This is a genomic window from Bacillus safensis (assembly GCF_039619585.1).
GTDB classification, from domain to species: domain Bacteria; phylum Bacillota; class Bacilli; order Bacillales; family Bacillaceae; genus Bacillus; species Bacillus safensis.
This window is the reverse complement of sequence record NZ_CP154909.1, coordinates 174,182-199,860: the sequence shown is the minus strand read 5'-3', so window position 1 is coordinate 199,860 and position 25,679 is coordinate 174,182. Positions and strand designations below refer to the sequence as shown.

Here is a 25,679-nt window from a genome sequence, read left to right as displayed (position 1 = left end):
AAAACATGTCAATCCGCTAACAAATTGTCTGTACGGTTTTATTTTTCCTAAAAAACGGTTAGAATGCGCACTAGATGTTCTCATACCGAAGGGAGAGAAAATGATGAAAAAGGTATCATACACACTCATCGCTTGTTTGTTATCTGTTGGACTTGCAGCCTGCTCGTCAAACGATGCCAAACAAGATAAGCAAAACGATTCAGCCAAAAACAAGGAAACAACACAGGCTGATCAAAAAGAGCAGCAAAAGCAAATGGAAGAAATGCAAAAGAAATTAGACGCACAAAAAATCGATGATCAAAAGGTCGTTGCGACCGTCAACAAAGACAAAATCACAGGCAGTGAATACAATAGCGCTTTATCTACCATTCAAGGCCAGCTTCAGCAGTCCGGGCAAGACCCCACTTCTAAAGAAGGCGAGAAAGCAGTCAAGAAACAAACCATTGATGCGCTCGTAGGCCAAGAGCTCATCCTGCAAGATGCTGAGAAGAAGGGCTTCAAAGCCTCTGACAAAGAGGTAGATAAGCAGCTAAAGGAAGAAAAGAAACAGTTTAAAGACAACGCTCAATTCGAAGAAGCACTGAAAAAGAGCGGACTCACATTGGATCAGCTGAAAAGTGACATTGCCGACAGCATCAAATACAGCCAATATGTCGACAAAGAAATCAAATCAGCCTCCGTCTCTGAGAAAGACGTCAAAGCGTACTATGATCAATACGCAGATCAAATGAAAAAACAAAAGCAAAAAGCACCAGAATACAAAGAGGTTAAATCACAAATAAAAAAACAGCTAGAATCTCAAGAAAAGCAAAAAGAAGTACAAAAAGAAATTGAAAAACTAAAGAAATCTGCGAAAATTAATGTGTCTCTATAACCGCTAAGAAAAAATCCGCCATTGTGCGGATTTTTTTGTTACTTCACGAACCATTTTTCCAAATTTATGACAAAAGCCTCATCATAAACGTCTCTTCCATCCGATATGATGGGAGTACAAAAGAAAGCGCTAACAATTCTTTTGTCGCTGAAAAGGTACAGGATCAAAAGCCATTCTCGTACTTTTGCTTCAGTCAATCGAACATCTACAAAAGGAGGATCTTTATGTTCAAATGGTTTAAACCTGCTCCGCATATCGACAGGCTTGATGATGCCAAAACAGACGAGACGTATAAGCGGCTGCGTCTGCAAGTCTTTTTAGGCATCTTTATCGGGTATGCGGGCTACTATTTGCTGCGCAAAAATTTCGCTTTTGCCATTCCATATCTACAGGAAGAGGGGTTCACGAAAAGTGAATTAGGCTTTGTACTCGCAGCCGTATCTATCGCTTATGGCTTTAGTAAATTCATCATGGGGATGATCTCAGACCGCTGTAACCCTAGATACTTTTTAGCTGCCGGACTCTTTTTATCAGCTCTTATCAATATCCTATTTGTCTCATTTCCATGGGTCACATCCAGTGTATGGATCATGTTTTTATTCATGTTCTTAAACGGCTGGTTTCAAGGCATGGGGTGGCCGCCATGCGGGCGTACGATGGCGCACTGGTTTTCGGTTAGTGAACGTGGTACGAAAATGTCCATTTGGAACGTCGCTCACAATATCGGCGGCGGAATTCTTGCACCGCTTATCACATTAGGGATTGTGCTGTTTGCGACGTGGAAAAGTATCTTTTTCTTCCCTGCCATCATTGCCATTATCGTCTCCTTCGTGATCATTCTTCTTGTACGGGATACCCCGCAATCCACTGGTCTTCCGCCAATCGAGGAATATCGAAATGACTATCCGGCACAAAAGTATAAGGATCAAGAAAAAGAATTAACAGTGAAAGAGATTTTATTTAAATATGTACTCAACAATAAATTCCTATGGTATATCGCCATCGCCAACGTGTTTGTGTACTTTGTCCGTTACGGTGTCGTTGACTGGGCACCGACCTACTTAACAGAAGCAAAGGGCTTTTCACCAGAGCATTCACGCTGGTCTTATTTTCTTTATGAATATGCAGGCATTCCCGGTACATTATTGTGCGGCTGGATCAGTGACCGCTTCTTTAGAAGCCGCCGCGCACCAGCTGGCGTCATCTTTATGGCCGGGGTGTTAATTGCCGTTCTTGTTTACTGGCTAAACCCTGCAGGCAATCCAATGGTCGATAACATTGCCCTCATCAGCATCGGCTTTTTGATTTACGGCCCGGTCATGCTCATTGGACTTCAAGCCATTGATCTCGCTCCGAAAAAAGCAGCTGGCACTGCTGCCGGACTGACAGGCTTCTTCGGCTACATTGGCGGCTCTGCCTTTGCCAATGCCATGATGGGCGTCGTCGTCGATCACTATGACTGGACAGGAGGCTTCATTTTACTGGTTGGTTCTTGTGTGCTTGCGATTGTTTTCCTCGCTATGACATGGAATACAGGAAAACGCGTAGAGCAAGCTTAATGAAAATCACATAAAAGATTCATATCCGCCCAACATGCTCTTTACATCTATTTCTTATGATGGAGGCAGTTACCGTAAAAGGAGGATAAAATATGAAGAAAAGTAGATTACTTGCTTTCGTGTTGCTCTCTTTTGCTTTACTGTCTTTTGTGTGGGTGCCGGCCACCGTATCGGCACATGAAAACCTTTTATCTCCAGATCGCATCTTAACCGTTGCACACCGCGGAGCATCAGGGTATGCACCAGAGCATACCCTGGCTTCCTACAAGCTCGCCACAAAGATGAATGCAGATTACCTCGAACTCGACCTTCAAATGACAAAGGATGGACATCTCATCGTGATGCATGATGAAACCGTTGACCGAACCACAAACGGAACAGGCTGGGTCAAAGACCTCACACTTGCTGAAATCAAACAGCTTGATGCTGGTACATGGTTTAACGAAGCCAATCCCGACAGACAAAATGCCAACTATATCGGACAGAGAGTCCTTACATTAGATGAGGTGCTGCGCTATTTCGGCAAACGAGAGAATTATTATATTGAAACAAAAAAACCAGACCTTTATCCGCAAATGGAAGAAAAACTATTGGCCGCCTTAAAGAAACATCATCTTCTTGGGAAACACACAAGAAAAGGGCAGGTTATCATACAATCCTTTAGTGAAGACAGCCTGCTAAAGCTGCAGAAATTAGCCCCACGCCTGCCAAAAGTACAGCTATTAGACAGAAACCAAATGACATCCATCACAGACGATCAGCTCGACTTTATCAAAACGTACGCTGTAGGGGTTGGACCGAATTTTAGAGCATTAACACCTGAAAACGTCCAGCAGGTCAGAAGCCATGGACTCCTCCTTCATCCATATACGGTAAACAGCGAAGCAGATATGACCCGTCTACTGCAATACGGCGTCACCGGTCTTTTCACCAACTTTCCAGATGTCTTTAACCGTGTAAAAGCTTCACTCTAAATAAAAAAAGCCTTGCGGTCCATCCCGCAAGGCCTTTGATTATTTTACCGTTTGATCAGAAGAAGCTGTTTCAATCGGCTTCCGTTTTCCAATCCCAAATACAAAAAAGCTAAGTGCCACTACAATCAAGAACACAATTCCCACAATGAGAGAAATACGCGTATCCTGATTAATGAGCATAAACACAAGAACCATTAATAAAAATCCGATTGTAAGATAGTTAGAAAACGGTGCTAGCGGCATCTTGAACGGGTGCTGATCAAGTGCTGCCCCCTTCGCCTTTCTGAAGCCAATATGACTAATCAAAATGACAAACCAAGGCACCATCCCAGGAAGGACACTCGCACTATACACATAGACGAAAATGTTTGGCGGAGAAACATAATTCAGGACCACTCCTATCGCTAAACCAATCAGCACAGCGAATGTCCCAAAATACGGTACACCGTTCTTCGAAATTTTCGTAAAGAAAGCAGGCGCCTGACCATTCACACCTAATGTATAAAGCATACGGCCCGCACTGAAAATACCACTATTACAGCCGGACATCGCTGCTGTAATGACAACAAAGTTAATAATACCAGCTGCTGCTGTAATCCCGATCTTCGCAAACGTCGCCACAAATGGACTGCCAAGGGTATTCAGCTGATCCCAAGGATACACCGTCACAATGACAAAGATCGCACCGATATAGAAAATCAAAATACGCCAGATGATACTTTTGATGGCATTTGTCAGCGTCTTTTGCGGATTTTGCGCCTCACCCGCTGTAATCCCAATGAGCTCGACACCTTGATAAGCAGCAATAACTAGAGACAATGCAAACAGGAATCCGCTAAACCCACCTGTAAAGAACCCGCCATGCGCCCAAAGGTTAGACAGCCCAATAGGCGTTCCGCCATTTCCAAAACCGAAGAAAATAATGCCTAAACCTGCAACAATCATCAAGATAATCGTCACAATTTTGATCATCGCAAACCAAAATTCAAATTCACCGAACGACTTAACCGAAATCAAATTGGCCGCTCCTAAAATGATCATCGCAATTAATCCTGGAATCCACGCAGGCAGCTCTGGGAACCAATATTTCATATAAGCCCCAACCGCAATAATTTCAGACATTCCGACAATGACCCACTGGAACCAGTTACTCCAAGCCGTCATATACCCTGCAAGCGGATGAATATATTGATGCCCGAATGTAGCAAACGACCCTGTACTCGGCTCAAGATATAACATTTCTCCCATCGCACGCATAATAAAAAAGATAAAAATACCACACACCGCGTAAGCCAGAAGAACGGATGGACCTGTCCACTGAATGGCCTTCGCTGACCCCATAAATAAGCCAACACCGATTGTGCCGCCAAGAGCGATCATTTGAATATGGCGGGCACTTAACCCTCTCTTTAATTCCTTTTGAGCCACTTTTCTTCCCCCTCATCAACAAACAACATAAAAAATAAAAAATCAGAATTTTCATTCTGATTGAGAAACATCAATCTTTCGATGTATATTATCATAATAAATCTACCCTTAAAAAACAATTGTTTTTTTGAGGAAAACACTATTAACAAAATATTCTGACACAAAAGTAAGTTCAAATTATTTTATATTGATATAATCAATAACCAGAAAAATCTTCAAAAAAAGACCGCTCACACGGTCTTCTAAGCTCAAACTGTAAATTTATAGGAACTTCGGCAATTGCTTTCCTAAAACACTTTCCTCTGGTAAATCACAGTAGAAAGTCCCCAAGACAACAAGTAGAGGAGCATAATCAGCACAGCTGACCCCGTATATAAAACAGGGATCGATAAATTCATAATAAAATTAGTGAACCCACTAAATTGCTCTGCTAAATAGAGAACAACAGGCGGTCCCATAGCTGATAATACGATAAAGCCAATGATCACTGCCGTTGTGATATAACCAGGCTTTAAGATATAAAATAATGGAAACGTACACGCCGCGAACAATAAAAACAACCCGCTGCCAATCGCAATATCTGACAGCGAAAATAGCTTCCCAAACACAAGTAATGCAGCACTTGTCAGCCCGATCGCAATGACCATATAAAAAACGGCACCAAGATAACGAGAGGCAATAATTTCATTCCGGGTATAAGGCAAAGAATTTAATAGGATATTCGTTTCTGCCTTTTCATCATACGCATATGTGTTAAATGGAATGAAGACACTAGCGACTAGAAACGTCAATACTGGATGGACATCCATGAAAATAAAAAATAAGATAAACGGAATAAAAATAAGTAACTGCTTCTTTTGCAAAATCACATCACGCTTAATTAAATGAAACATGCGCAGCCCCGCCTTTCAAATAAAACATGATATCCTCAAGCGACGCCGGTTCAATCACAACAGCATCCCCAAAAATAAGTTTCACTTCATCAATTCGATCTGATAATGCTTCAAAACCTGCTGATGTACGCTGAATATGGATAAACGCCTTTTCTGTGTCTCGATCCAATAACTCCAGGCTTCCTTTCACAAGCGCATAACTTTCTGCCACTTCATGAATCGACTGTTGAAAGACCAATCTTCCATTTTGTATAAACGCAATATAATCCGCGATCCGGTCTAAATCAGTCGTCACATGCGTCGAGAAAAAGATCGTCCGATTTCCATCAATCATCAATTCTTGTAACGTGCTGAGCAGCTCTCTTCTAAAAACCGGATCTAAACCAGCAGTTGGTTCATCCATGATAATCAGCTCTGCATGATGAGACAGCGCAATCGCTAGTGAAGCCTTCATCTGCATCCCTTTTGAAAATGTTTTTATCGCTTTATTCAGCGGCAGACCAAACTGTTCAATATATTGATTAAAAAGCTGGTCATCCCAGCGTTTATAGGCAGGAGCCACAATCCGTTTGATGTCCTTTAAATTCAACCCTGGAAAAAAAACATTGGCATCGTAAACAAATCCGATTCGTTCCTTAATTTCTTTTTCATGAGTATGATAATCCAATCCAAAAACCTTGATGTCACCTGAATCGGGCTTTAACAAATTCATGATCATTTTAATGGTGGTCGACTTACCCGCTCCATTCTCTCCAATAAACCCTGTGACAAAGCCTTTCTTAACCTGTAAATCAAGCTCCTGAACGGAAAAATCCTTGAATCGTTTCGATACTCCTTTGAATTCAATCACATGCTCCACTCATCTCACTCCTCATATAAGAACTTTAATAACTGCTGCAATTCATCAAAAGATAAGCCTAATTCTTTCCCGTTTGTAACAACCGCTCCAAGCTGTTCCTCGATCACCTTCAATTTCTTCTCTCTCATCACTTCTAGGTTTTGTTCCGCAACAAATGAACCCTTGCCGACAATCGAATAAATAAATCCCGCCTTCTCTAACTCTTCATACGCTCGCTTTGTTGTAATCACGCTAATTTGTAGATCCTTCGCCAGTTTTCGAATAGACGGCAGCGCTGCACCTTCCGCAAGCTCACCCGTTAAAATCATCGATTTGATTTGATTCGTAATTTGCTCATAGATAGGCTCCTTAGAATGGTTTGAAATCGTAATTTGCATATAAAAACCTCTTTTTTCAGATAGTTGGAACAAAATAATGTATATATACTATATATACATTATATACACACTAGAAGAATATTCAACCATTTTAAAATAAAATACACGAAAAAACCGCACAGCCTGAAGCCATGCGGTTCTTTAACAAAATGCTTTATTTCCAATATACCCATTTTCCCATAAGCCACTCCACAGGACCTCTTCTCCATTTTTTCAAATAGAGATAGCTGATGAACAGCTGTGCTGTGTACAGTCCGACAGCAAGCAGCAGCCCAAACATTGACCCCAATTGTCCAAATAGACCAAGTCCATAAGAATAGAAAATCGTTGTACAAATAATCGACTGCGCCAAATAGTTTGAGAGAGACAAACGGCCAAGCCCTGCAAGCAGGCGTTTGAAACCTTGGGCTGCCTTCGAATAGTAGAAAACAATAAAGGCTTGAATATACCCAATCGTCAGCACATAGGCACCCAGCGTAATCACCAATTCACTCCAAGGAGCATCAATGAACGTCGCACATTTTAAAACGAACCCGATGATAATCATCCAAACCCAGCCTTTACGATAAGCCATTCCTCGATCTTCTTCTGTCAAATGACCCTTTTTCCCGATCGCCATGCCAAGCAGTGCAAACGGGCCAACCATGATCGTACCGAAAAGAAACCCTAATATCGGCATAAGCGTAATGGTCACGATCGCCAGAATCATGGTCACAATCATCATATCGTCTTCAACCGTAATCCGGCTGAGCAAAATATCCCCATAATCACCTTTTGCATACACATCGGTTAATAAATCATCAGTTCCATAAACAAATTTCATCATGTATGGCAAAACGACTAATGACAACGCACCTAACACACCCGACCAAATAAGCATTGTTTTAATCCGGCTGCTCAAAAACATCATCAAGAAAAACGTACAAGCTCCATAATAAAGAAGAATGTCACCGTTCCAAATAAAGATGTAATGCAGCATCCCAAGCACAATCAAACCAAAACCACGGCGAACGACAATGGCATTCGTATTTAATCCCTTGGCCTTCGTCGATTCAATCAGCTTGATAAAAGAATACCCAAACAAAAAGGAAAAGATCGGATAAAAAGACCCTTGGAACAAAATTTCCGTCACATATACACCGAATTCCTGTCCCCAAAAACTCGAATCAAACATTTTCTCAAAATCATAATCATATTGGAAATTAAGCATATTCACAATCAAAATACCTAATAAACTAAAACCACGTAAACTATCAATTAACTCAACCCTAGATCCCTTCAAGACGACAGCTCCTTCGGACAATATAAAGATAAAGCATATTTATCCTACCACACTTTTAAAAAAATGGTTTCCATCCCCATGTGAAAAAGTGCGTTTTAAGGTAAATTTAATAAAAAAACCTAGAATCTATATTCTAGGTATCATACTGAATACTTATAACTTATGACTTTCTTCTTCCCGCAGCACACGCTTCAAATAAAACAAAATTCCCAAACCGAATAAAATCAACGCCATTTCAGCATCATTAAAATCAGCAAAACCGCTCCAACACCTGCGAAAAAAATGACGTTTCTTTTTAATTCTTTGTTTGATTGAAACAACACTCTCTCCTCCTTGATACTTACTAACCAAATGAATGTTTTTCTAACCAGCCGGTATCTCCCATTTTCCAAGCTATTCTTTGACCCTAAAAACTCCTTTGATCTTAAGGGCAAATCCAAGGAAGATGCTCAGGCCAGTTGAGTTTCTGCGTTCCCACTATTCATCCCCCTTTTCCTTTAGCTGAAAAGCAATAATCTTCCCTAATGCTTCCTCTGCAGCAAAAGGAGTAACGCTGCCTGTTGGATTTTCTTGTTCTTGTTTTAAGCACTCGTACATGTTTTTTTCAATTTTTGATGGATCAATCCAAGAGATACACCATGATGCCCAGAAACAAGTAGGTCCCTCATAACGTTTAGCCAGTTGCAGAAGGAAGGGCAAACTGGGCTGACCAATCCTCATGAGTGAGATGGCAGCAGCCATTCTTGTATCTTCTTCGTCACTTTCTAATAGCCGAGCTAGCGGTTCTGCTGCGTCCCCCGCATCTGCTCCAAATTCACCAAGTACAGCTGCTGCAATGTTCCGCAGAGAGCCTTTTTCTTTTAAAGCCTCAACAAGGACGGGCACTGCATCTTTTCCATATTTTCTTAAATCTCCTATTGCTTGAACGATCGTTACTTCATTTGTATTGGCCAATTGTTGAATGGATTGAGACAGCTTATTTTCTGGTTTCATTTACAATCAACTCCTCTTTTTAATGAACCGCACGGTATCGATAACAAAGCACATAAAATCCAGCCCCAGCAGCTAGGGATACAATTGTAGTCAACAAGCCATCAGTGATGAGATGAATACTAATCATGACCATCGCACTGATCACAGACGCAAATAGCAATGATCGATAATAGGCAGCCAAGGCAAAACTCCTTTCTCGTCTCAGAGGCTGCATAAAGGCAAAGAGCCGTATGGCCAAAAACCATATATAAACTCCTCCACCAAATAAGGTCCAATACAATACATCCTGAATTTCAGCCAAATAAAGAGAAATCAAGTAGAACGCATACAGCCAAAAGGTTTGAAACACTTCTAACAGAATGATTTTTTGATATAAAGCACCTGGAAAAAGGTAGAGCACTCCTGTTTGTGCGTGTCTTACAATCCCTGCATAATATGAACTAAAAAGAACGGATGCCGCGATGACGATCAAGAATAGATTCAGCCAATCTGAAAAATAAGTAAAGACGACATAGTAAGTACCAATTAACAGCATGGTAAATAGCACATGGAAGGTGATATATTTTTTTATCAGCAATAATTCAATCCAAAGAAAAGCCCAAATGCCCGTTAATGCCGGAAGTCCCCACCATGTCCTGCTCTTTTTTTGAACGATTGGACTTGATTGAATATGTTTCCCCTCAAATTCCTCCCAAAATACTGCTTCCTTGACTAAAGACTCCTTCATCTCTAAACGATGACTAGCCTTGTACATCATCATGAAAGATAGAAACATCACTCCAATAAAAATGAAGACAGAAAGAATGGAGAACTCTTCGATCATACGCCCAGCTTGAAACATCAAAGAATCAGCAATGTTCATTAATGAGGGCTGTTTCATCATCAACTGATTCAAAGCGAGCACTGCAAAGCAGCAAAACATCAATAAAAAACTGATTAAGAGCAAACGCTTGTATACTCGAATGGTTCTAGCACAAGACATCGCAATCATCCAAGTTTCAACCAAACATAACAGCCCTGTCAGGATGAGTGATTTTCCAAGCAGAAACGGGTACTGATGCGTCATAAAAAACAGAAGAAGGTCCGCAGCCAAAGCAGAGATAATGAGAAGAGCCCCTCGCCAAAAAATGTGATACAACCATACACTGATGACAACTGTCCATAGAGAAGCGCCATTTCCATATAACCAAATGATATCGTTCATCTGACTAGGCAGCCGATTCGTAAACAAACCAAAACCCGTATAAAGAACAAACAAACAGACAATGATCCATCCTGCTGCACTTGTATCCCAATTACCCATACTTGAAACTGCGCTTAGCTGAAAACCAATTGCCGCTATGAAAAGAAGTAAGATCAGAAAAGGCATTTTCTTTTCTTGATTTTTACTGATCAAGCGCCTTTGAGATTTCATCCATAAAAGGGAGAGTGTGTTATTCACTTGACCACTCCCCCAAAAGTTGAATAACTTCTGCCCTCCACTCAACCTGTTCTTCCTTTAATTGAGGAACATCCATACTCTTCATGATGGCACCGTCTCGAATCAATACAACCCTGCTAGCCGTATCAAGGACAAACTCCAGACTATGAGTCGACACAAAGACCGCCCCACCTTGACTGCTTTTTTGTCTCAGCCAATCCGACAGCCACTGTTTTGATGGAATATCTAACCCGACAGTCGGTTCATCTAATATAAAAAGGGAGGCATCTTGAACAATGGCTCCTGCTAAGACGACACGCTGCTTTTGGCCTCTTGACAGCCTTACACACAGTTCATTCATCTTCTTTTCCATATGTACTTCTTTCAACGCTTCATATACCTTTTCCTTGATCTGTTTTAAGCCTTTATGATATCCACGTGCACGGAATTGAACATGTTCAGCAGCCGTTAGGTCTGGATACAAATAGGGGTGATCAGGAATAAGCGCGACTTGTTTTTGAACATGGGCATGACCAGGCGGGAAACCCTCAATGAGAATCTCCCCTCCATCTGGTTTATATAGACCCGTTAAACATCGAATCGTTGTCGTCTTCCCGGCACCATTAGGCCCAAGCAGTGCCACAACCTCACCTGCTTCGATGGAAAACGACAAATCCTCTACCCCATCACCATTGCTATATCGTTTGCTTACATTCTGAACCTCCATGAATGGCATCAAATCTCTCCCTTTGATTAGAGTGATGTATGCTTATCTATGGTGTGTTATAAAATCAAAAAACGAATGTCATTAGACCTACTAATCTCTAACCCTAATATTACCATATAGAGAATAACAAGGTAATAGGAATGAGGTAATCTATTCTATATACAACGGAAAAAGAAAATAGATTATGTACAAAATAAAAAAAGATTGGGTTGCAGTATCCCAATCTTTTATCTATTAACCCAAAACGATCTCCTGACACGCCCAAGCATCCACCTCTACCTTTAAAGCAGGAGAAGCCAATGCCACCACATAAATCATTGTCATACAAGGCAGATGATCGCCTAAAAACTGCCCCATGATTCGTTTCCTGCTCTCAGCATCGAACTCTCCCACGAGATAAAAAACTAGTTTCGTTATATCTTCGACGGCCATATCTGCTGCTTCTATATTTCGTTTCACATTCTCTAACGCTAATTCGAGCTGCTCCAACGGACTTTCGGGGATTGTCCCATCCGCTTCCATTCCCACCTGACCTGATAGAGTTAACCACCGCTGTGGTCCAGTTGTCTCTATTTGATGGGTATATGGTGCAACTGGCGGGTGAATGGTCTCAGGATTACGTGATATTCTCATGAATAAAAACCCCTTTTCTGAAAAAACAGTCAATTTTTATCATCATATCAAACTTTCTACCTTATTCAGATTTTTATGCTCATAGTAAACCTGAAGAAGCAATCGCAACAGCCTGCTATAATTCTTGTTTTCTAAAAAGAAACCATCCGATGAGAAAAAAGAAAACAATCAATACCGATACACCTAAAAAACTTGTAAGTGCCTGATCCGAATAAGCCCCCTTATGAATCATCTCTTCGGCTGCACTTGTCACGCCTTTAGGCGCAAACTTCCCTAATGTCTCTTCATAAAATGAAGGGACGGTAAACAGAATAAGGTTGATCAAAAGCGACACACCGCCAGCTGTGACAGAACGTTGAAAGAACGCCGAAGCACAAATGGTCGATACCACAATCAGCAATAAATTTGGATAATAAAGAAGTGTTCCTTTTAACACATTGACCCAACCCACATGCCCAAATTGAATGTCCACATAATAAACAGAGACAAGCACCGCCACCACCAAACTAAACAAAGTCAAACAGGCATAGGCGCATATTTTCGAGACATAGTAACTCGTTCGACTGATCGGTTTCACCATAATCATCGCGGTTACTCCAGAGGCACGCTCTCCAGCGATCGTCCCCATCACGATCATAATCAGGATAAACACACCTAACGAATCAAATTTACTCAATGCACTCGCCAAAGCCTCTCCTGCACTAGGCTCTGGTATATAAAATGTAGATCCTTCAGGTAAATTAGCTGATTTCGATAGAAGATCCGGAAGCATTTTGAGCGTAATAGGCTGTGTGATCATTAAAATCGTAAAAATAATAGGAACAAATAAGATTTTATAGCTAGTAAATAACTCCCTAAATTCCTTTTTCAACATCATCATGCATTCACAACCTTCATGAAAATATCTTCAAGCGTCAGCTTAGATAGTCGATAATGGAGGAGAACACCGCCAGATTCAGTGATGAGACGAGGCAGCTCCTTCAATGCTATTTGTTGATTGTTCACTCGCACCTGATAAGCATCTCCTGTCTCAAAGCATTCCTCCACCCAATCCCGCTCCTTTAACAAAGCCAATAATTTCGTATCCTGTTGTTCTAATTGAAATTCAATCACTGGCTGGATATAGTCTTCTTTGATCTGTTTCATGGAAGAGGACATCTCAATTTTGCCACTGTTGATCATAATAATATGATCTGCCACACGTTCAATGTCATCTAAAATATGGGTCGACATAAAGATCAACATCTCTTGTTTCAGATGCTCAATTAATGTCAGTACGTCTTTTCTCCCCATGGGATCAAGTGCAGACACAGGTTCATCCAAGATGAGAACCTTCGGGCTGTTGATAAGCGCTTGCGCAATGGCAAGCCTCTGCCTCATGCCTCCGCTATAGCTGCCAATGGCACGATCCTTCGCCTCATACACCCGGCAAAGCTTCAACAGCTCCTCTGTTTTGGAGCGAATGATTTTTTTCTCTAAGTGAAATAACCCGCCAACCCAATGCATCCACTCCTGCCCCGTCATATCCTGATAAAATGCAGGATGCTGCGGACAATACCCAATCACATGACTGATTTGGTCCATCTCCTTTGCGACATCCAAACCAGCCACCTTCACGACCCCAGAAGTAGGACGAGCAAGCCCCGTCAAAATCCGGATCGTCGTTGTCTTCCCCGCTCCATTGGCTCCTAAAAAACCAACACATCCAACCTCCCCAACAGAAAAAGAAACCTCTTTTAACACTTCATGCCGTCCATACGATTTCGTCAGCCCGTGACACTCCAACATATTCAAGCGAATCCCCCCTACTAAGATTGTTTACGACCAAAAATGAAATACACAATAGGACCGGCACTCGCCACAAACACAATCACCAAAGCCCAAACCCACTTCACCTCTCCTCTGATCCTCGATGGATCTCTTTTCAGCAAATCAAACAAACCAATCACCATCAAAATCGCTTGCAGCAAAATAAGAGGTAATATCATCTTCATATCCATCCACGCCACTCCCTTTTCAAACGCCAATTTGTTTTGGTAACACTTCTTTTGACGACATGAAGAGAGGATTCGTTCAAACAGATTTTATTTTTATCGATCGAATGATCTATTAGATATAAAAAAGCCCAGTGAAGGTTATTTCACTGGGCTTGCTTGTTATTCTCATGATGTACCTCGCAAAATCTTTTCCATCTTCTTTCCTTTCGCTAACTCATCAATCAGCTTATCTAGATAACGAATGTTCTTCATGGTTTCTTCCTCAATGTCCTCTACCCGTACACCACAGATGACTCCTTTGATTAAACTGCGGGAAGGATGAAGCTCAGGAGCCTCAGCAAAAAAAGTTTCAACGTCTGTCTGTTTGTCCACCTGTTCCTGTAGCTCTTCCGGACTGTACCCCGTCAACCAACAAATAATCGTATCGACTTCAGCCTTTGTTCGTCCTTTTCTCTCTGCCTTTGCGATATAGAGAGGATAGACTTTTGCAAAGCTCATTGTGTAAATTTTATGTTTGGTCATTTGTTATTCCCCTTTTTCTTAAAGTACTTTTATCCATGCATTAGGAGATAGTTAGCCTAACCTTTTATGTCCGATCTAGTATGAAGAAGCTAGCTACAAATAAACATTGAAATAATAACCATATTTACATAAATTATGATATAATTACTCGTTATCAACATGTGAAAGGAAGAAGAAAATTGTCTAATTACGATTTTCATGCATTACTTCAACCATTAGAGTTTGAAGTGTTGGTATGTGATGTAGTCTCTCAAAGAGATAACGTTCCCTTTAGAACCTTTAAAGAGGGGCGAGATCAAGGCATTGATGGTTTTTATACAGACGGTAAAACTGAAACCGTCATACAAGTAAAGCGTTATGCTCAGCAAGCTTTTAAGCCTTTAATACATTCTTTAAAGCAAGATCTACAAAAAGTTCGCAAATTAAAACCAGATCGCTATATCTTAGGGATATCAATGGCGTTAACACGTCAACAAACGAAAGATATTGTTGAATTATTTAAAGAATTCAATGTGACTGAGCACGATATATTAGATAGAGTTGAACTGAACAGACTTCTTTCACAGCCAACTTACAGAAAAGTGATAATTAATCAACCAAAGCTTTTAATTCCAAACTCAAATGTGCTTGAACACTTGTTAAAAGAATATCTACATAGTCGTATTTATAGAGAGTCTGCCTATAGATTAAAAGATGCTTGTAAAACAGCAAAAACTTTTATACCCTCAAAAGTCTATAGATCAGCAGTTACAAATTGGGACATTAACCGAACTATCATACTTTCCGGAGAACCAGGTGTTGGAAAAACAACTATCGCTCAAATTCTAGCTTTAGCCCATTTGTATCAAGATCAATTAAACGGATTTAGATGGGTATACTCAATCGATGATATATACAGTATGTTAGATGAAGACCAAATACAAGTTTTTATTTTAGATGATTACTGGGGAAGTATCCTCGAAAAAGAAAAGAATAAAAAAGAAGAAGAACGCTTAGCTAAGTTAATAAAGGATATCGAAAATTTTCCTAATGATACAAGATTAATTATTACAACAAGAGAATATATTCTTCAACAACTCATTCATAAAAGCCCTTTACTAAAAAAAGTATTTGATAACTATACCTTAATTTGCAACTTGGAAGCATACTCAGAGAGTGAAAAAGCAAGTATTTTATTTAGTCGTCTCTACTACTCAAAACTAAACTATGAGCATGTTAACTATTTGCATCTTCACACAGATAAAATTGTATATCACGACAATTATAATCCAAGGGTACTATCACTATTTTTAGATCAAAAACCTCAAAATTATGAAACACCAGAAGATTACTTAAATCGATTGTTAAATTATTTAGATTGTCCAAGTGATTTTTGGAGAGATATTTTTGATAATTTATCTAACGAAGCAAAGTTTTTAGCTTTTTTACTACTAATTACTTCAACACCTTCATTACAAGAGGATGTAGAAGTCGGCTACAAAAATTCTTTACATTATTATTTCAATGAAACGCATACGAAGAATTTAAGTGAGAGTCTTAGAGAACTTGAAGAAACCATGATCAAGACCGTTTATGATGATGAGTATGATGATATCTTTATATATTTTATAAACCCATCAGCACAAGATTTTCTGCTTGACTTCTTGAAAGAGAATTGTGAACAATGGATTCCTAAACTACTGCCTTGCTGCTCCTTCTATAATCAATTATTTTTTCTACTTAAAAATATATCACCTTCTTGTAGTTCAAATATTAGTGAACAGATCATACAAAGTTGCATAGAACATTATGATGATTATACAAATAGTTTTTCAGAAAACGATAATATATACAATATTGATATTTTAGAACTAGAAAAGGGGAGCTTAGATAGATTCTTTGATTTACTTAGAATTTATCTAACACAAAATCAAAAACAACCGAGACTTTATAAATTTTTAGAGTATAAAATCAATCAGTACTGTATTGATATGGGGAGTAATGATCCTAAAGAATATCGATATAATGATTTGCATAATTTACCTGATTATATCGTAAGTTGCACAAATATTGGAATGGCTTTTAACGGTTATAAATTAATAAATAAATACTTCAAAAACGCCTTTAGTGTGTTTCATTATAAAGCAATGGAGCGTTTTCGAGAAATATTTCCTAAGGAGTACGAAATATTTTATGAATCTTTTAACTCAAAAATCAGAAAAAATATAAAACAATTAATTTTTTCAGAGTTAGATTTTTTAGATGAAAACTCCATGGATGTAGAATTAGATATGTTAATTGATAGCATACCTGAATTATGTGATTTTTTTAGCGTTCAATACTCAATAGAAATGGATAAAGAAATTGAGCTTTTATATGGTCGTTCTCCTACACGAATAAATAATGACTATTCAATAACGAACAGTCATTTGCCAACTGAGGATAATTCAAGTGAACATGACCTAAATACAGTAAAATATAACGCATATGATTGGATGTATGGAAAAGAAGAGGCATTAATAGAAAACGATGAAGTTATCGAACTTATATCTAAAAGCAAACTTTCGAATGTGGTCAAAGATAAACTAATTCTCACATTAGACAATTATTCACCAGTTTACATCTACCAATTACTAAATACGAAAGAATCTTTGAATTTGTTAATTTCAACGTTAGAAAAAGACGGTTCAATGATGCCTGAGAGAGAAAGCGACTTATATATGAAGATGTTAACCCATTTAACTCAAGGTGATTCCACATTATTAATAAATTTAGCTAACTTTTGTATTGATTCATTTTATTCATTCATGTATCGGGAAAAACCTTTATTCCGAAAAGGAGAATTTTTAAAAAGTAACATTTATAGAGATCATTTAGCAGATAATCCTTCACTCAAAAATATTGTTTATGACCATTTAATATTAGAGGATGAACAGTGGTTACAATTTATTCATATTCCATTATTCGTCGCTTGCTTTTCGATGAGTTTATGTTTTAGCGTTGATGATGATGAATTACTTGAAATCTACCCTGAAATATGGGGTGAAAACTCAAAAAAAATTAAACAAATAAAACTGGAGAATGGAAAAGAATTATCCGAACTATTTTATCCTGAATTTGGAGAATACTATATCTATAACAGTGAGTGGGAAAGCATATTATATCGGCTTTTCGAAGAGTTAAAACCATATCATTTTAATCAATTCTATGTTGAACCTGCCATTAAGCGATTTATGAAGCACTTGGGGCATGGCGATGAACCATCAAAGGTATTACAACTCATGTCTACTATGAAGTTGTTATTGGAATATGAACAGCATGATGAGATTAATCATATTGGCCAACAATATAGTATTAATGACGAACAAAATCTTATTGAGAAATTAGAAATAGCTGATTTTGATTTTTGGGATTTACCTCCGATTCACCAAAATACATTGACTTCTTTAATTAAAGGTAACTTAATAAAACGTAAATTACATAATTGGGAAGTACCTGTTTACAAAATAGAGAACATCTCTTTATTAAAAGAGCTGGGAGTTTATAGTCAATCATTAACATCCATAAAAAAGATTGAAAATCTCCTTAAACGCTTTGAAAATGGTGATTATTCGCAAATAAAGATAACCTGAACCAAAAAACACCCCTTTAACAAATTCTCTAAGGGGTGTTTCTTTAGTAAAATTAACCCTACTCCACCGTCACACTCTTCGCAAGGTTACGTGGTTTATCCACATCACACCCGCGATGAAGGGCTGCGTAGTAAGCGATCAGCTGTAATGGGACAACAGATGCAAGTGGTGCAAGTGCTGGGTGTACAGCTGGAAGGACGAAACGGTCGCCTTCGTCTTCTAGGCCTTTTAGTGAGATGACACATGGGTTTGCTCCGCGTGCAACGACTTCTTTGACGTTACCACGAATGCTGAGGTTCACGTGCTCTTGCGTTGCAAGGGCAATGACCGGTGTGCCTTCTTCAATTAAAGCAATTGTGCCGTGTTTGAGTTCTCCTCCAGCAAAGCCTTCTGCTTGGATGTAAGAGATCTCTTTTAGCTTCAGTGAACCTTCAAGGCACACATAGTAGTCAAGTCCTCTTCCGATAAAGAATGCATTACGTGTCACTGTGAAGAAATCACGAGCGATTTGTTCCATTTCATCCTTTTGATCCACAAGGGCTTCCATTGCGTTTGCTACAATCCCAAGCTCTTTCACAAGATCAAAGTCAAGAGATTGACCATTTAATTCAGCTGCAACGGATGCAAGGATTGCAAGTACAGCGATTTGAGCTGTGTAGGCTTTTGTTGAAGCCACTGCGATTTCTGGTCCTGCATGAAGAAGCAATGTGAAGTCCGCTTCACGAGAAAGCGTAGATCCTGGTACGTTTGTGATCGTTAATGCTTTATGACCAAGTTCTTTGACTTGAACAAGTACAGCACGGCTGTCCGCAGTCTCTCCAGATTGAGAAAGGAAGATGAACAACGGCTTTTTCGATAGAAGCGGCATGTTGTAAGAGAATTCACTTGCTACATGGACTTCTACAGGTACTTTTGCCCAGTCTTCAATGTATTGTTTACCGACAAGTCCAGCATGGTAGCTCGTTCCGCAAGCCACAATGTAAATGCGGTCTGCTTCTGCTACTGCGCTTGCGATATCGCCAGCAACTGACAGCTTGCCGTTTTCGTCTTGATATTCTTGGATGATTTTGCGCATAACAAGCGGCTGTTCATCCGTTTCTTTTAACATGTAGTGAGGATATGTGCCTTTCTCAATGTCGCTTGCATCAAGCTCAGCGATATAAGAAGGACGTGTCATGATATCACCGTCAAGGTTTTTAATAATAACCTCGTCTTTTGTGACAATGACCATTTCTTTATCCATTAATTCCGCATATTCGTTTGTTACTTGAAGCATCGCCATTGCGTCAGAAGCCACAACGTTGAAATCTTCGCCGAAACCAACCAATAATGGGCTTTTGTTTTTCGCCACATAGATTGTTTCTTTGTTTTCGTTATCGAAAAGGGCAATTGCGTAAGAGCCTTTTAGTTGAAGAAGCGTTTGACGGAAAGCTTCTTCTGTATCAAGACCTCTGTTTACAAATTGTTCGATGACTTGAACAACAACCTCTGTATCTGTGTCGCTTTTTAGTGTGACGTCTTGTAAATATTCGCGTGTCAATTGTACATAGTTCTCGATGACACCGTTATGAACAAGCGTAAAACGGCCAGAAGCACTTTGATGCGGATGCGCATTTAGATGGCTTGGTACACCGTGAGTTGCCCAGCGTGTATGTCCGATTCCTGCTGAAGATGCCACGTTTGCATCCACGACTTCACGAAGCTCAGCGATACGTCCTTTTTCTTTGAACACATGCACGCCATCTTCGTTTGCCACAGCGATACCTGCTGAATCATACCCGCGGTACTCAAGCTTCTCTAAACCTTTTAATAAGATTTCCTTCGCATCATTCTGACCAATATAACCTACAATTCCACACATAAATATTCTTCCTCCCGATCATGTGAAAGGGACAAAGAAAGCCTACTAAAATAGAAGGGACATTTCTTCGTCCCTCTCTACATGTTTATTTTGGGAGATCATGTGTATTCCCTTTGTTCAAAGAGTCACCTCTTTGGTTTAAAGAAACACTTACGGCTGTGATCTCTTTTTTTGATCAGCCGGGAGGCATCCGCCGAAAATTCGATAACCTCCATCCTCGTCAACTAAGCATCTTTCGTCCGATCGCTTAGTTCGGGCGCTATAATTATAAGAGAGTTTCTGAACATCTACCCTGCCTTTCCTCATAGAATAAAAATCCAGTAACACAAGGATGATTGTACTATAAGGTCTGACCTCCGTCAATCACAATTTAGCGGGTGATCCCCTTCATTTGAGAAAGTGAGACCTCCATACACTATATGCGATGAGGCTTGTCTCGTTCTACCTTTGATGTGCTCTCCTATGTATGAAGACAGCGGCAAATTGCCCTCGCTTATAAGATTCGTACAAATCCATCCATTTATGTCGTTTATTCAAAAAAAAAGCAAACCGCAGTTTTGCGATTTGCTTTCATCTATTACTCAATACCCATTTCTTCTTTCACAACAGCTGTAATTCGAGCCACATATTCATTACACAGCTCTTTTGTTTTCGCCTCTGCCATGACACGTACAAGCGGCTCTGTTCCAGATGGACGAACAAGAATGCGGCCGTCACCATTCATCTCTTTTTCGACCTCTTGGATCACCGCTTTTACTTTTTCATTTTCTTCTACTTTATATTTATCAGACACTTTCACATTCACTAATAGCTGCGGGAACTTTTCCATTTCCGCTGCAAGCTCTGATAATGTTTTCCCTGTCGCTTTGAGCGTATTCACAAGCATGATCGCAGAAAGCATGCCATCACCTGTCGTATTGTAATCAAGGAAAATCAAATGGCCTGACTGCTCACCGCCGACATTATAGCCGTCCTTTTTCATCGCTTCGACCACATAGCGGTCACCAACAGCTGTTTGAATGCTCTTAATGCCTTGTTTCTCAAGCGCTTTATAGAAACCAAGGTTACTCATGACCGTTGACACGACGGTGTCATCCTTTAACCGGCCTTCATCCTTCAAATAACGTGCACATATGTACATAATTTGATCGCCGTCTACGATATCACCTTTTTCATCGACTGCAATTAAACGGTCACCGTCACCATCAAACGCAAGACCAATATCTGCACCCTTCTCCTTCACAAAAGCAGAAAGTGCCTCTGGATGAGTGGAACCTACACCATCATTGATATTCAATCCGTTTGGAGATGTTCCCATTGTGGACACATCAGCATCTAAATCTGCAAATAAATGTGTCGCTAGAGAAGAGGTTGCACCGTGTGCACAGTCAAGCGCCACGTGAATACCTATAAAATCCTCGTCCGCTGTCTGCTTTAAGAATTGCAGGTATTTCTGACCGCCTTCAAAGTAGTCGTTCACCGTTCCAAGATCGGCTCCAACTGGGCGTGGTAATTGATCGACTGGCTGATCCATCAGCTGCTCAATTTCGTTTTCCTGTTCATCTGACAGCTTAAAGCCGTCACCGCCGAAGAATTTAATGCCGTTGTCTTGAACTGGATTGTGTGAAGCAGAAATCATGACACCCGCTTCAGCATCCATTGCCTTCGTTAAATAAGACACACCAGGTGTTGAGATCACACCTAGACGCATCACTTCGGCTCCAATTGAAAGTAAGCCTGCAACAAGCGCTCCTTCTAACATATGACCAGATACACGTGTGTCTCGACCAACGAGTACCTTTGGACGTTCTTTATCCTTCGTGAGCACATAGCCGCCAAATCTCCCAACTTTAAATGCGAGCTCTGGCGTTAATTCGCTATTCGCTACACCCCTTACACCATCAGTTCCAAAGTACTTGCCCATGTTTCAATCGCTCCTTTTTTACCATTCAAGAGGACGCTTCGTCCTCTTTTTTATCTTCTTTGACCCGCTGTCTTTGACTCGATTCTTTCTTTGCCTTATCTTGCGTGGATTCTTCTTTACTCTTCTCATCCTGATCATCTTCATCAGATGATTGATCCTTCTGATCATTCGTAGACGCCGGCTGATCCTCTGTATCAGTAGAAGTGAGTTTCACTTTGACCTTTGATCTCGATAATGTCCAAGTCACATTTTGAGGACCATTCACTTGAACTTTGACCTCATGGGTTCCTTCGTTCAAGTCCCCTGCATTGATATAGGCTTCAACATCTGAAGCCTTTAGTTTATCAATCGCACTCTTTGATCCCTTTGCTGTTAACGTGAGCCGTCCAGAAGAGGGGCTCACAAAATCAGATGTGAGATCCTTGCTCAAACCCACGACAGAAATCGGTACATTATCGATCTTTTTTTCTTCAGCTGTTGCAACCTTCACTTTGATCTTAACAGTTTCGGGTGATACCTTTTTCACACCATCTGGCAGGGGAATATCGGCATCAATCTCCGTATCATCTTTGATCTTGCTTAAGTCCAGCTTGACGCCATCAATAAAATCAAGTGCATCCAGCACCTTTTGAGAGCCGTACACTGTGACCTCACTCGGGCTTGTCTCAATGCTTGAGATGCTGATCCCTTCTGGCAAGCTGCCCGTCCGCTCAATTTTAAAAGGAACCTTTTTGCTCGGGCTTGAGATTGGGACCGTAATATCCACCACGGACGGACTTACTTCAACTGGCAGCTCATTCCCGCTGCTATCATACACAGTGAGCTTCGCTTCTTTTTCAATTTGCTGATCGACATCTTCTAAGTTCACAAAAGCTTTAATGACAGAAATTTTGTCGATGACGTCCTTTGATCCAGTAACTGTGACCTTTTTCGGATTCACAATGGGCTGTTCAGGTGAATAGCCGTCTTTGATTTTATTTTGATTATAAAACTCGGTTTCAACAGGAAATTCAGCTGTCGTTTTTTCTTGTATCGTCACAGTCGTCACAGATGGATTAATCGATAGTGTGAGTCCCTTCGATACATCTCTTGCCTTCAGCTCCACTTTATGTGTACCTGTCGATAAGTTCTGCATGTCTGCGTAAATTTCAAAATTCTTTGTTTGTCTTGCTGTTTTCACAGCACTAGTTGATCCTTTAATCGTGACATTGACTGTCTGCGGCACACCAGTGACGACGTACTTCTCGTCATCATAATACGCTTTAACAGGAATGTCGGTTAAAGTTGCTTCATCTGTCGTCGATGTTGGGAAAAAGGATTCACCGATTTTTTTCGGCGTGGGCGCTTGCGCTGAATTGACTGCACCATACAGCAATAAAGCGAAGACCAATGCAAGAAGCTTAACGGCCCAGCGATTATTCAAAATCTTATCCATTTTTCTTGCCCCTCCAATACCATTTGGTCGAGGAAGCATCTTTGCTGTTCTTACTAAATTCAGCAATCAGCATTTCTTCAAGCGCTTCTTCTGTCAATTCTCGGTGGAGATCACCATTCCTTGCGACAGAAATACCGCCAGTTTCCTCAGAAACGATGACAGTTAAGCTGTCTGTCACTTCACTAATTCCGACTGCCGCCCTATGACGCGTCCCAAGCTCCTTAGAGATAAAAGGGCTTTCTGACAGCGGTAAATAGCAAGCTGCAGCTGCAATCTCATCCCGCTTCATAATGACAGCACCGTCATGAAGCGGTGTATTCGGAATGAAAATATTAATGAGCAGCTCTGAACTCACCTTTGCATTCAAAGGAATTCCTGTCTCTATGTAATCATTCATTCCGGTATCGCGCTCAATTGTCAGCAGCGCGCCGATTCTGCGTTTCGCCATATAGTTAATTGCTTTTGTAATTGCCTCGATCGTTTTCTGCTGCTGTTCCTCTACAGGTGTCCCGCTTCTTGAGAAGAAACGGCCGCGCCCAAGCTGCTCAAGCGCTCTCCTTAGCTCTGGCTGAAAAATAATAATGATCGCAAGGAATCCCCACGTAATCGCTTGATCCATCAGCCATTGAAGTGTGTTAAGACCGAGATACGCACTTCCCATCCTGACGAGAACAATGACCACAATTCCCTTTAAAAGCTGAACCGCTTTTGTTCCGCGGATGACCATCATTAATTTATATATCACATACCAAACAACGAGAATATCAACAGCATTACCGAGGTACTGCAAAAAAGGAATATCCCCTAAAGCCATTTCCTCGTCCTCCAGAATTTTCAGTTATTCTTCGTTTGATGCATTTTTTAATAAAAAAAGAGCCTATGTATCAATACATAGCGTGGCTATTATACCACATTTTGTTTCAGCAAGGAAAATAGTTGCCATATCTGGCTGACTTGCTAGTATGCTTGAATCTCAGCAATGTATAGAAAAAGAGCAGCCCCCCTTAGAGACTGCTCTTAAACCGCTTGAGTTACTTTTGCTCCTCTGGACCAATGACCCGCATCACGTTTTGTGCTGTTGATTTCATTTTGTACCAGATCCAATCAAACACTTCATTAATTTCATTAATTTGACCAGTGACTTGTCCGGCAGAAGCAGTCAGCTGTTCCCCATTGACGACGGTGACATTTCCATCAACCTTGCCTTCTACAATCAGCTTGCCATTTTTGACAGTGATGTCACCCTTTACGGTTTCCCCTTTAGGTACGGTCACTGTATCATTTTCAACGACGAGATTCGGCTGCTTTGACACACTGAAATTATGATCGGTATTCCAGCTCGTAAACAGACTGCCTCCCATTAAAATGAGAAAGAGGGCAGCGGCTACCATCAGCGGGTGAGCTTTGATCCATCTTTGAACCGACACACGCTTTTTCTCTTTTGGAAGACCTGCCATCACCTTTGCAGTGAAATCAGATGGTGCTTCTATATGAGATGTACTCTGCACTAGCGCGATGGATTTCTCAATTTGTTGAAAATGAGTACGGCACTCCTCACACGATTGCAGATGGCTTTTTAATTCTTTTTCGTCTTGGGGCTCAATGTCCCCGTCTAAATACTGATGCATAAGCTGGACGATTCTATCCTGACAGCTCATCAAAATCACCTCACTCAAAGGTCTCTCAACTGTTTCCGGAGAGCCTCTCTACCCCTGTGTATTCTCGTTTTCACCGTACCAACTGGTATATTTAGAATCTCACTAATTTCTTTTAACGAGAGTTCATCAATATACTTTAATACGATGACTGAACGATATTTGTCGGGTAACCTTAGAATTTTTTGCTGAATGGTACTCGATAATTCAAGAGATACCACCTCATCCTCTGGCAAAATGCCATCAGCAGCAATTTGAGAATACATATTTAATCCTTCTGTTCCTGCCACCTCTGCATCTAAATAATAATCCGGCTTTTTTTTGCGAATACGGTCGATGGTCAGGTTGGTTGCAATGCGGTACAGCCACGTGGAAAACTTACGATTCACATCAAAGCTTTCGATATTCACATAGGCTCGAATAAACGCCTCCTGCGCAATATCCTCCGCTTCATGTGCATTCCCAAGCATACGGTAGCACAGCTGATAAATTTTGTCTTTATACAGGTCTACGATGTCTGCAAATGCGTTCTGGTCGCCTTTTTTCACTTGCTTAATTCTCTTTTTAATCATTGTGTCCATAGTATATTCAACCTCTGCCTTCACCGGTCTTTATGTATACGAACCTCTTTCCAAAAGGTTTCATTCTCCTCTAA

The 25,679-nt window shown here is 40.4% G+C and carries 23 protein-coding genes; 4 read left to right on the top strand and 19 right to left on the bottom strand.

The window, feature by feature from the left end; all coding sequences use genetic code 11:
* Window positions 1-103: 103 nt before the first annotated feature.
* From AAYR28_RS01135 to AAYR28_RS01125, 3 genes are all read left to right on the top strand, one after another.
* The gene (locus AAYR28_RS01135; RefSeq protein ID WP_024424429.1) at window positions 104-874 is read left to right on the top strand and encodes a SurA N-terminal domain-containing protein; all 771 of its coding nucleotides are present in this window, start codon (window positions 104-106) and stop codon (window positions 872-874) included.
* Between the two features lie 224 nt (window positions 875-1,098).
* On the top strand, window positions 1,099-2,433 hold the full coding sequence (gene glpT, locus AAYR28_RS01130; RefSeq protein ID WP_120208508.1) for a glycerol-3-phosphate transporter: 1,335 nt from the start codon (window positions 1,099-1,101) through the stop codon (window positions 2,431-2,433).
* 92 nt (window positions 2,434-2,525) lie between these two features.
* Window positions 2,526-3,407 carry a glycerophosphodiester phosphodiesterase gene (locus AAYR28_RS01125; protein ID WP_024424431.1) on the top strand — a complete coding sequence of 294 codons (882 nt, stop codon included), beginning with the start codon at window positions 2,526-2,528 and terminating at the stop codon, window positions 3,405-3,407.
* 39 nt (window positions 3,408-3,446) lie between these two features.
* Here AAYR28_RS01125 and AAYR28_RS01120 read toward each other — a convergent pair whose 3' ends face one another.
* The 13 genes from AAYR28_RS01120 to AAYR28_RS01060 all read right to left on the bottom strand — a co-directional run bounded on the left by AAYR28_RS01120 (window position 3,447) and on the right by AAYR28_RS01060 (window position 14,538).
* On the bottom strand, window positions 3,447-4,835 hold the full coding sequence (locus AAYR28_RS01120; RefSeq protein WP_025092487.1) for an amino acid permease: 1,389 nt from the start codon (window positions 4,833-4,835) through the stop codon (window positions 3,447-3,449).
* Between the two features lie 287 nt (window positions 4,836-5,122).
* The gene (locus tag AAYR28_RS01115) at window positions 5,123-5,728 is read right to left on the bottom strand and encodes an ABC-2 transporter permease (RefSeq protein ID WP_326134886.1); all 606 of its coding nucleotides are present in this window, start codon (window positions 5,726-5,728) and stop codon (window positions 5,123-5,125) included.
* Entirely contained in the window at window positions 5,712-6,587 is an 876-nt protein-coding gene (locus AAYR28_RS01110) for an ABC transporter ATP-binding protein (protein WP_120208512.1), read from the bottom strand. The genes AAYR28_RS01115 and AAYR28_RS01110 overlap by 17 nt, the downstream gene beginning before the upstream one ends.
* Window positions 6,588-6,592: 5 nt before the next feature.
* On the bottom strand, window positions 6,593-6,964 hold the full coding sequence (locus AAYR28_RS01105) for a GntR family transcriptional regulator (RefSeq protein ID WP_003217079.1): 372 nt from the start codon (window positions 6,962-6,964) through the stop codon (window positions 6,593-6,595).
* A gap of 154 nt (window positions 6,965-7,118) precedes the next feature.
* Window positions 7,119-8,246, bottom strand: a complete 1,128-nt coding sequence (locus AAYR28_RS01100) for a DUF418 domain-containing protein (RefSeq protein ID WP_120208514.1) — start codon at window positions 8,244-8,246, stop codon at window positions 7,119-7,121.
* A 477-nt stretch (window positions 8,247-8,723) separates the two neighbouring features.
* Complete coding sequence (locus AAYR28_RS01095) at window positions 8,724-9,239, bottom strand: HEAT repeat domain-containing protein (protein ID WP_326134885.1); 516 nt, start codon at window positions 9,237-9,239, stop codon at window positions 8,724-8,726.
* 19 nt (window positions 9,240-9,258) lie between these two features.
* Window positions 9,259-10,680 (bottom strand): sporulation killing factor system integral membrane protein, encoded by a 1,422-nt coding sequence (gene skfF / locus AAYR28_RS01090; RefSeq protein ID WP_120208518.1) that lies wholly within the window; start codon window positions 10,678-10,680, stop codon window positions 9,259-9,261.
* Window positions 10,673-11,395, bottom strand: a complete 723-nt coding sequence (locus AAYR28_RS01085) for an ABC transporter ATP-binding protein (protein ID WP_120208521.1) — start codon at window positions 11,393-11,395, stop codon at window positions 10,673-10,675. The genes skfF and AAYR28_RS01085 overlap by 8 nt, the downstream gene beginning before the upstream one ends.
* Before the next feature lie 225 nt (window positions 11,396-11,620).
* Window positions 11,621-12,019, bottom strand: coding sequence for a RidA family protein (locus tag AAYR28_RS01080; RefSeq protein ID WP_120208524.1), 399 nt, complete (start codon window positions 12,017-12,019; stop codon window positions 11,621-11,623).
* Window positions 12,020-12,134: 115 nt separating this feature from the next.
* Window positions 12,135-12,899 carry an ABC transporter permease gene (locus tag AAYR28_RS01075; RefSeq protein ID WP_120208526.1) on the bottom strand — a complete coding sequence of 255 codons (765 nt, stop codon included), beginning with the start codon at window positions 12,897-12,899 and terminating at the stop codon, window positions 12,135-12,137.
* Entirely contained in the window at window positions 12,896-13,813 is a 918-nt protein-coding gene (locus tag AAYR28_RS01070) for an ABC transporter ATP-binding protein (protein ID WP_120208529.1), read from the bottom strand. The genes AAYR28_RS01075 and AAYR28_RS01070 overlap by 4 nt, the downstream gene beginning before the upstream one ends.
* A gap of 14 nt (window positions 13,814-13,827) precedes the next feature.
* Window positions 13,828-14,019 (bottom strand): PLD nuclease N-terminal domain-containing protein, encoded by a 192-nt coding sequence (locus AAYR28_RS01065; protein ID WP_039176060.1) that lies wholly within the window; start codon window positions 14,017-14,019, stop codon window positions 13,828-13,830.
* A 162-nt stretch (window positions 14,020-14,181) separates the two neighbouring features.
* Complete coding sequence (locus AAYR28_RS01060; protein ID WP_120208531.1) at window positions 14,182-14,538, bottom strand: DUF2200 domain-containing protein; 357 nt, start codon at window positions 14,536-14,538, stop codon at window positions 14,182-14,184.
* Window positions 14,539-14,717: 179 nt separating this feature from the next.
* On the opposite strand from AAYR28_RS01060, the gene AAYR28_RS01055 reads away from it, so the two are divergent.
* On the top strand, window positions 14,718-18,149 hold the full coding sequence (locus AAYR28_RS01055) for a restriction endonuclease (protein WP_183002035.1): 3,432 nt from the start codon (window positions 14,718-14,720) through the stop codon (window positions 18,147-18,149).
* 58 nt (window positions 18,150-18,207) lie between these two features.
* Here AAYR28_RS01055 and glmS read toward each other — a convergent pair whose 3' ends face one another.
* The 6 genes from glmS to sigW form a co-directional block, all read right to left on the bottom strand.
* Window positions 18,208-20,010 carry a glutamine--fructose-6-phosphate transaminase (isomerizing) gene (gene glmS, locus AAYR28_RS01050; RefSeq protein WP_007498541.1) on the bottom strand — a complete coding sequence of 601 codons (1,803 nt, stop codon included), beginning with the start codon at window positions 20,008-20,010 and terminating at the stop codon, window positions 18,208-18,210.
* 577 nt (window positions 20,011-20,587) lie between these two features.
* A complete protein-coding gene (gene glmM, locus AAYR28_RS01045) occupies window positions 20,588-21,934 on the bottom strand; it encodes a phosphoglucosamine mutase (RefSeq protein WP_120208536.1) in 1,347 nt (448 codons plus the stop codon).
* A 25-nt stretch (window positions 21,935-21,959) separates the two neighbouring features.
* A complete protein-coding gene (locus AAYR28_RS01040; protein WP_120208538.1) occupies window positions 21,960-23,369 on the bottom strand; it encodes a CdaR family protein in 1,410 nt (469 codons plus the stop codon).
* Window positions 23,362-24,183: a diadenylate cyclase CdaA gene (gene cdaA / locus AAYR28_RS01035; RefSeq protein ID WP_008344027.1), complete on the bottom strand. Its 822-nt coding sequence runs from the start codon at window positions 24,181-24,183 to the stop codon at window positions 23,362-23,364. The genes AAYR28_RS01040 and cdaA overlap by 8 nt, the downstream gene beginning before the upstream one ends.
* Window positions 24,184-24,400: 217 nt before the next feature.
* Window positions 24,401-25,027 carry an anti-sigma-W factor RsiW gene (rsiW, locus tag AAYR28_RS01030; RefSeq protein ID WP_081123889.1) on the bottom strand — a complete coding sequence of 209 codons (627 nt, stop codon included), beginning with the start codon at window positions 25,025-25,027 and terminating at the stop codon, window positions 24,401-24,403.
* Between the two features lie 14 nt (window positions 25,028-25,041).
* A complete protein-coding gene (sigW, locus tag AAYR28_RS01025; protein ID WP_024424449.1) occupies window positions 25,042-25,605 on the bottom strand; it encodes an RNA polymerase sigma factor SigW in 564 nt (187 codons plus the stop codon).
* Window positions 25,606-25,679 lie beyond the last annotated feature (74 nt).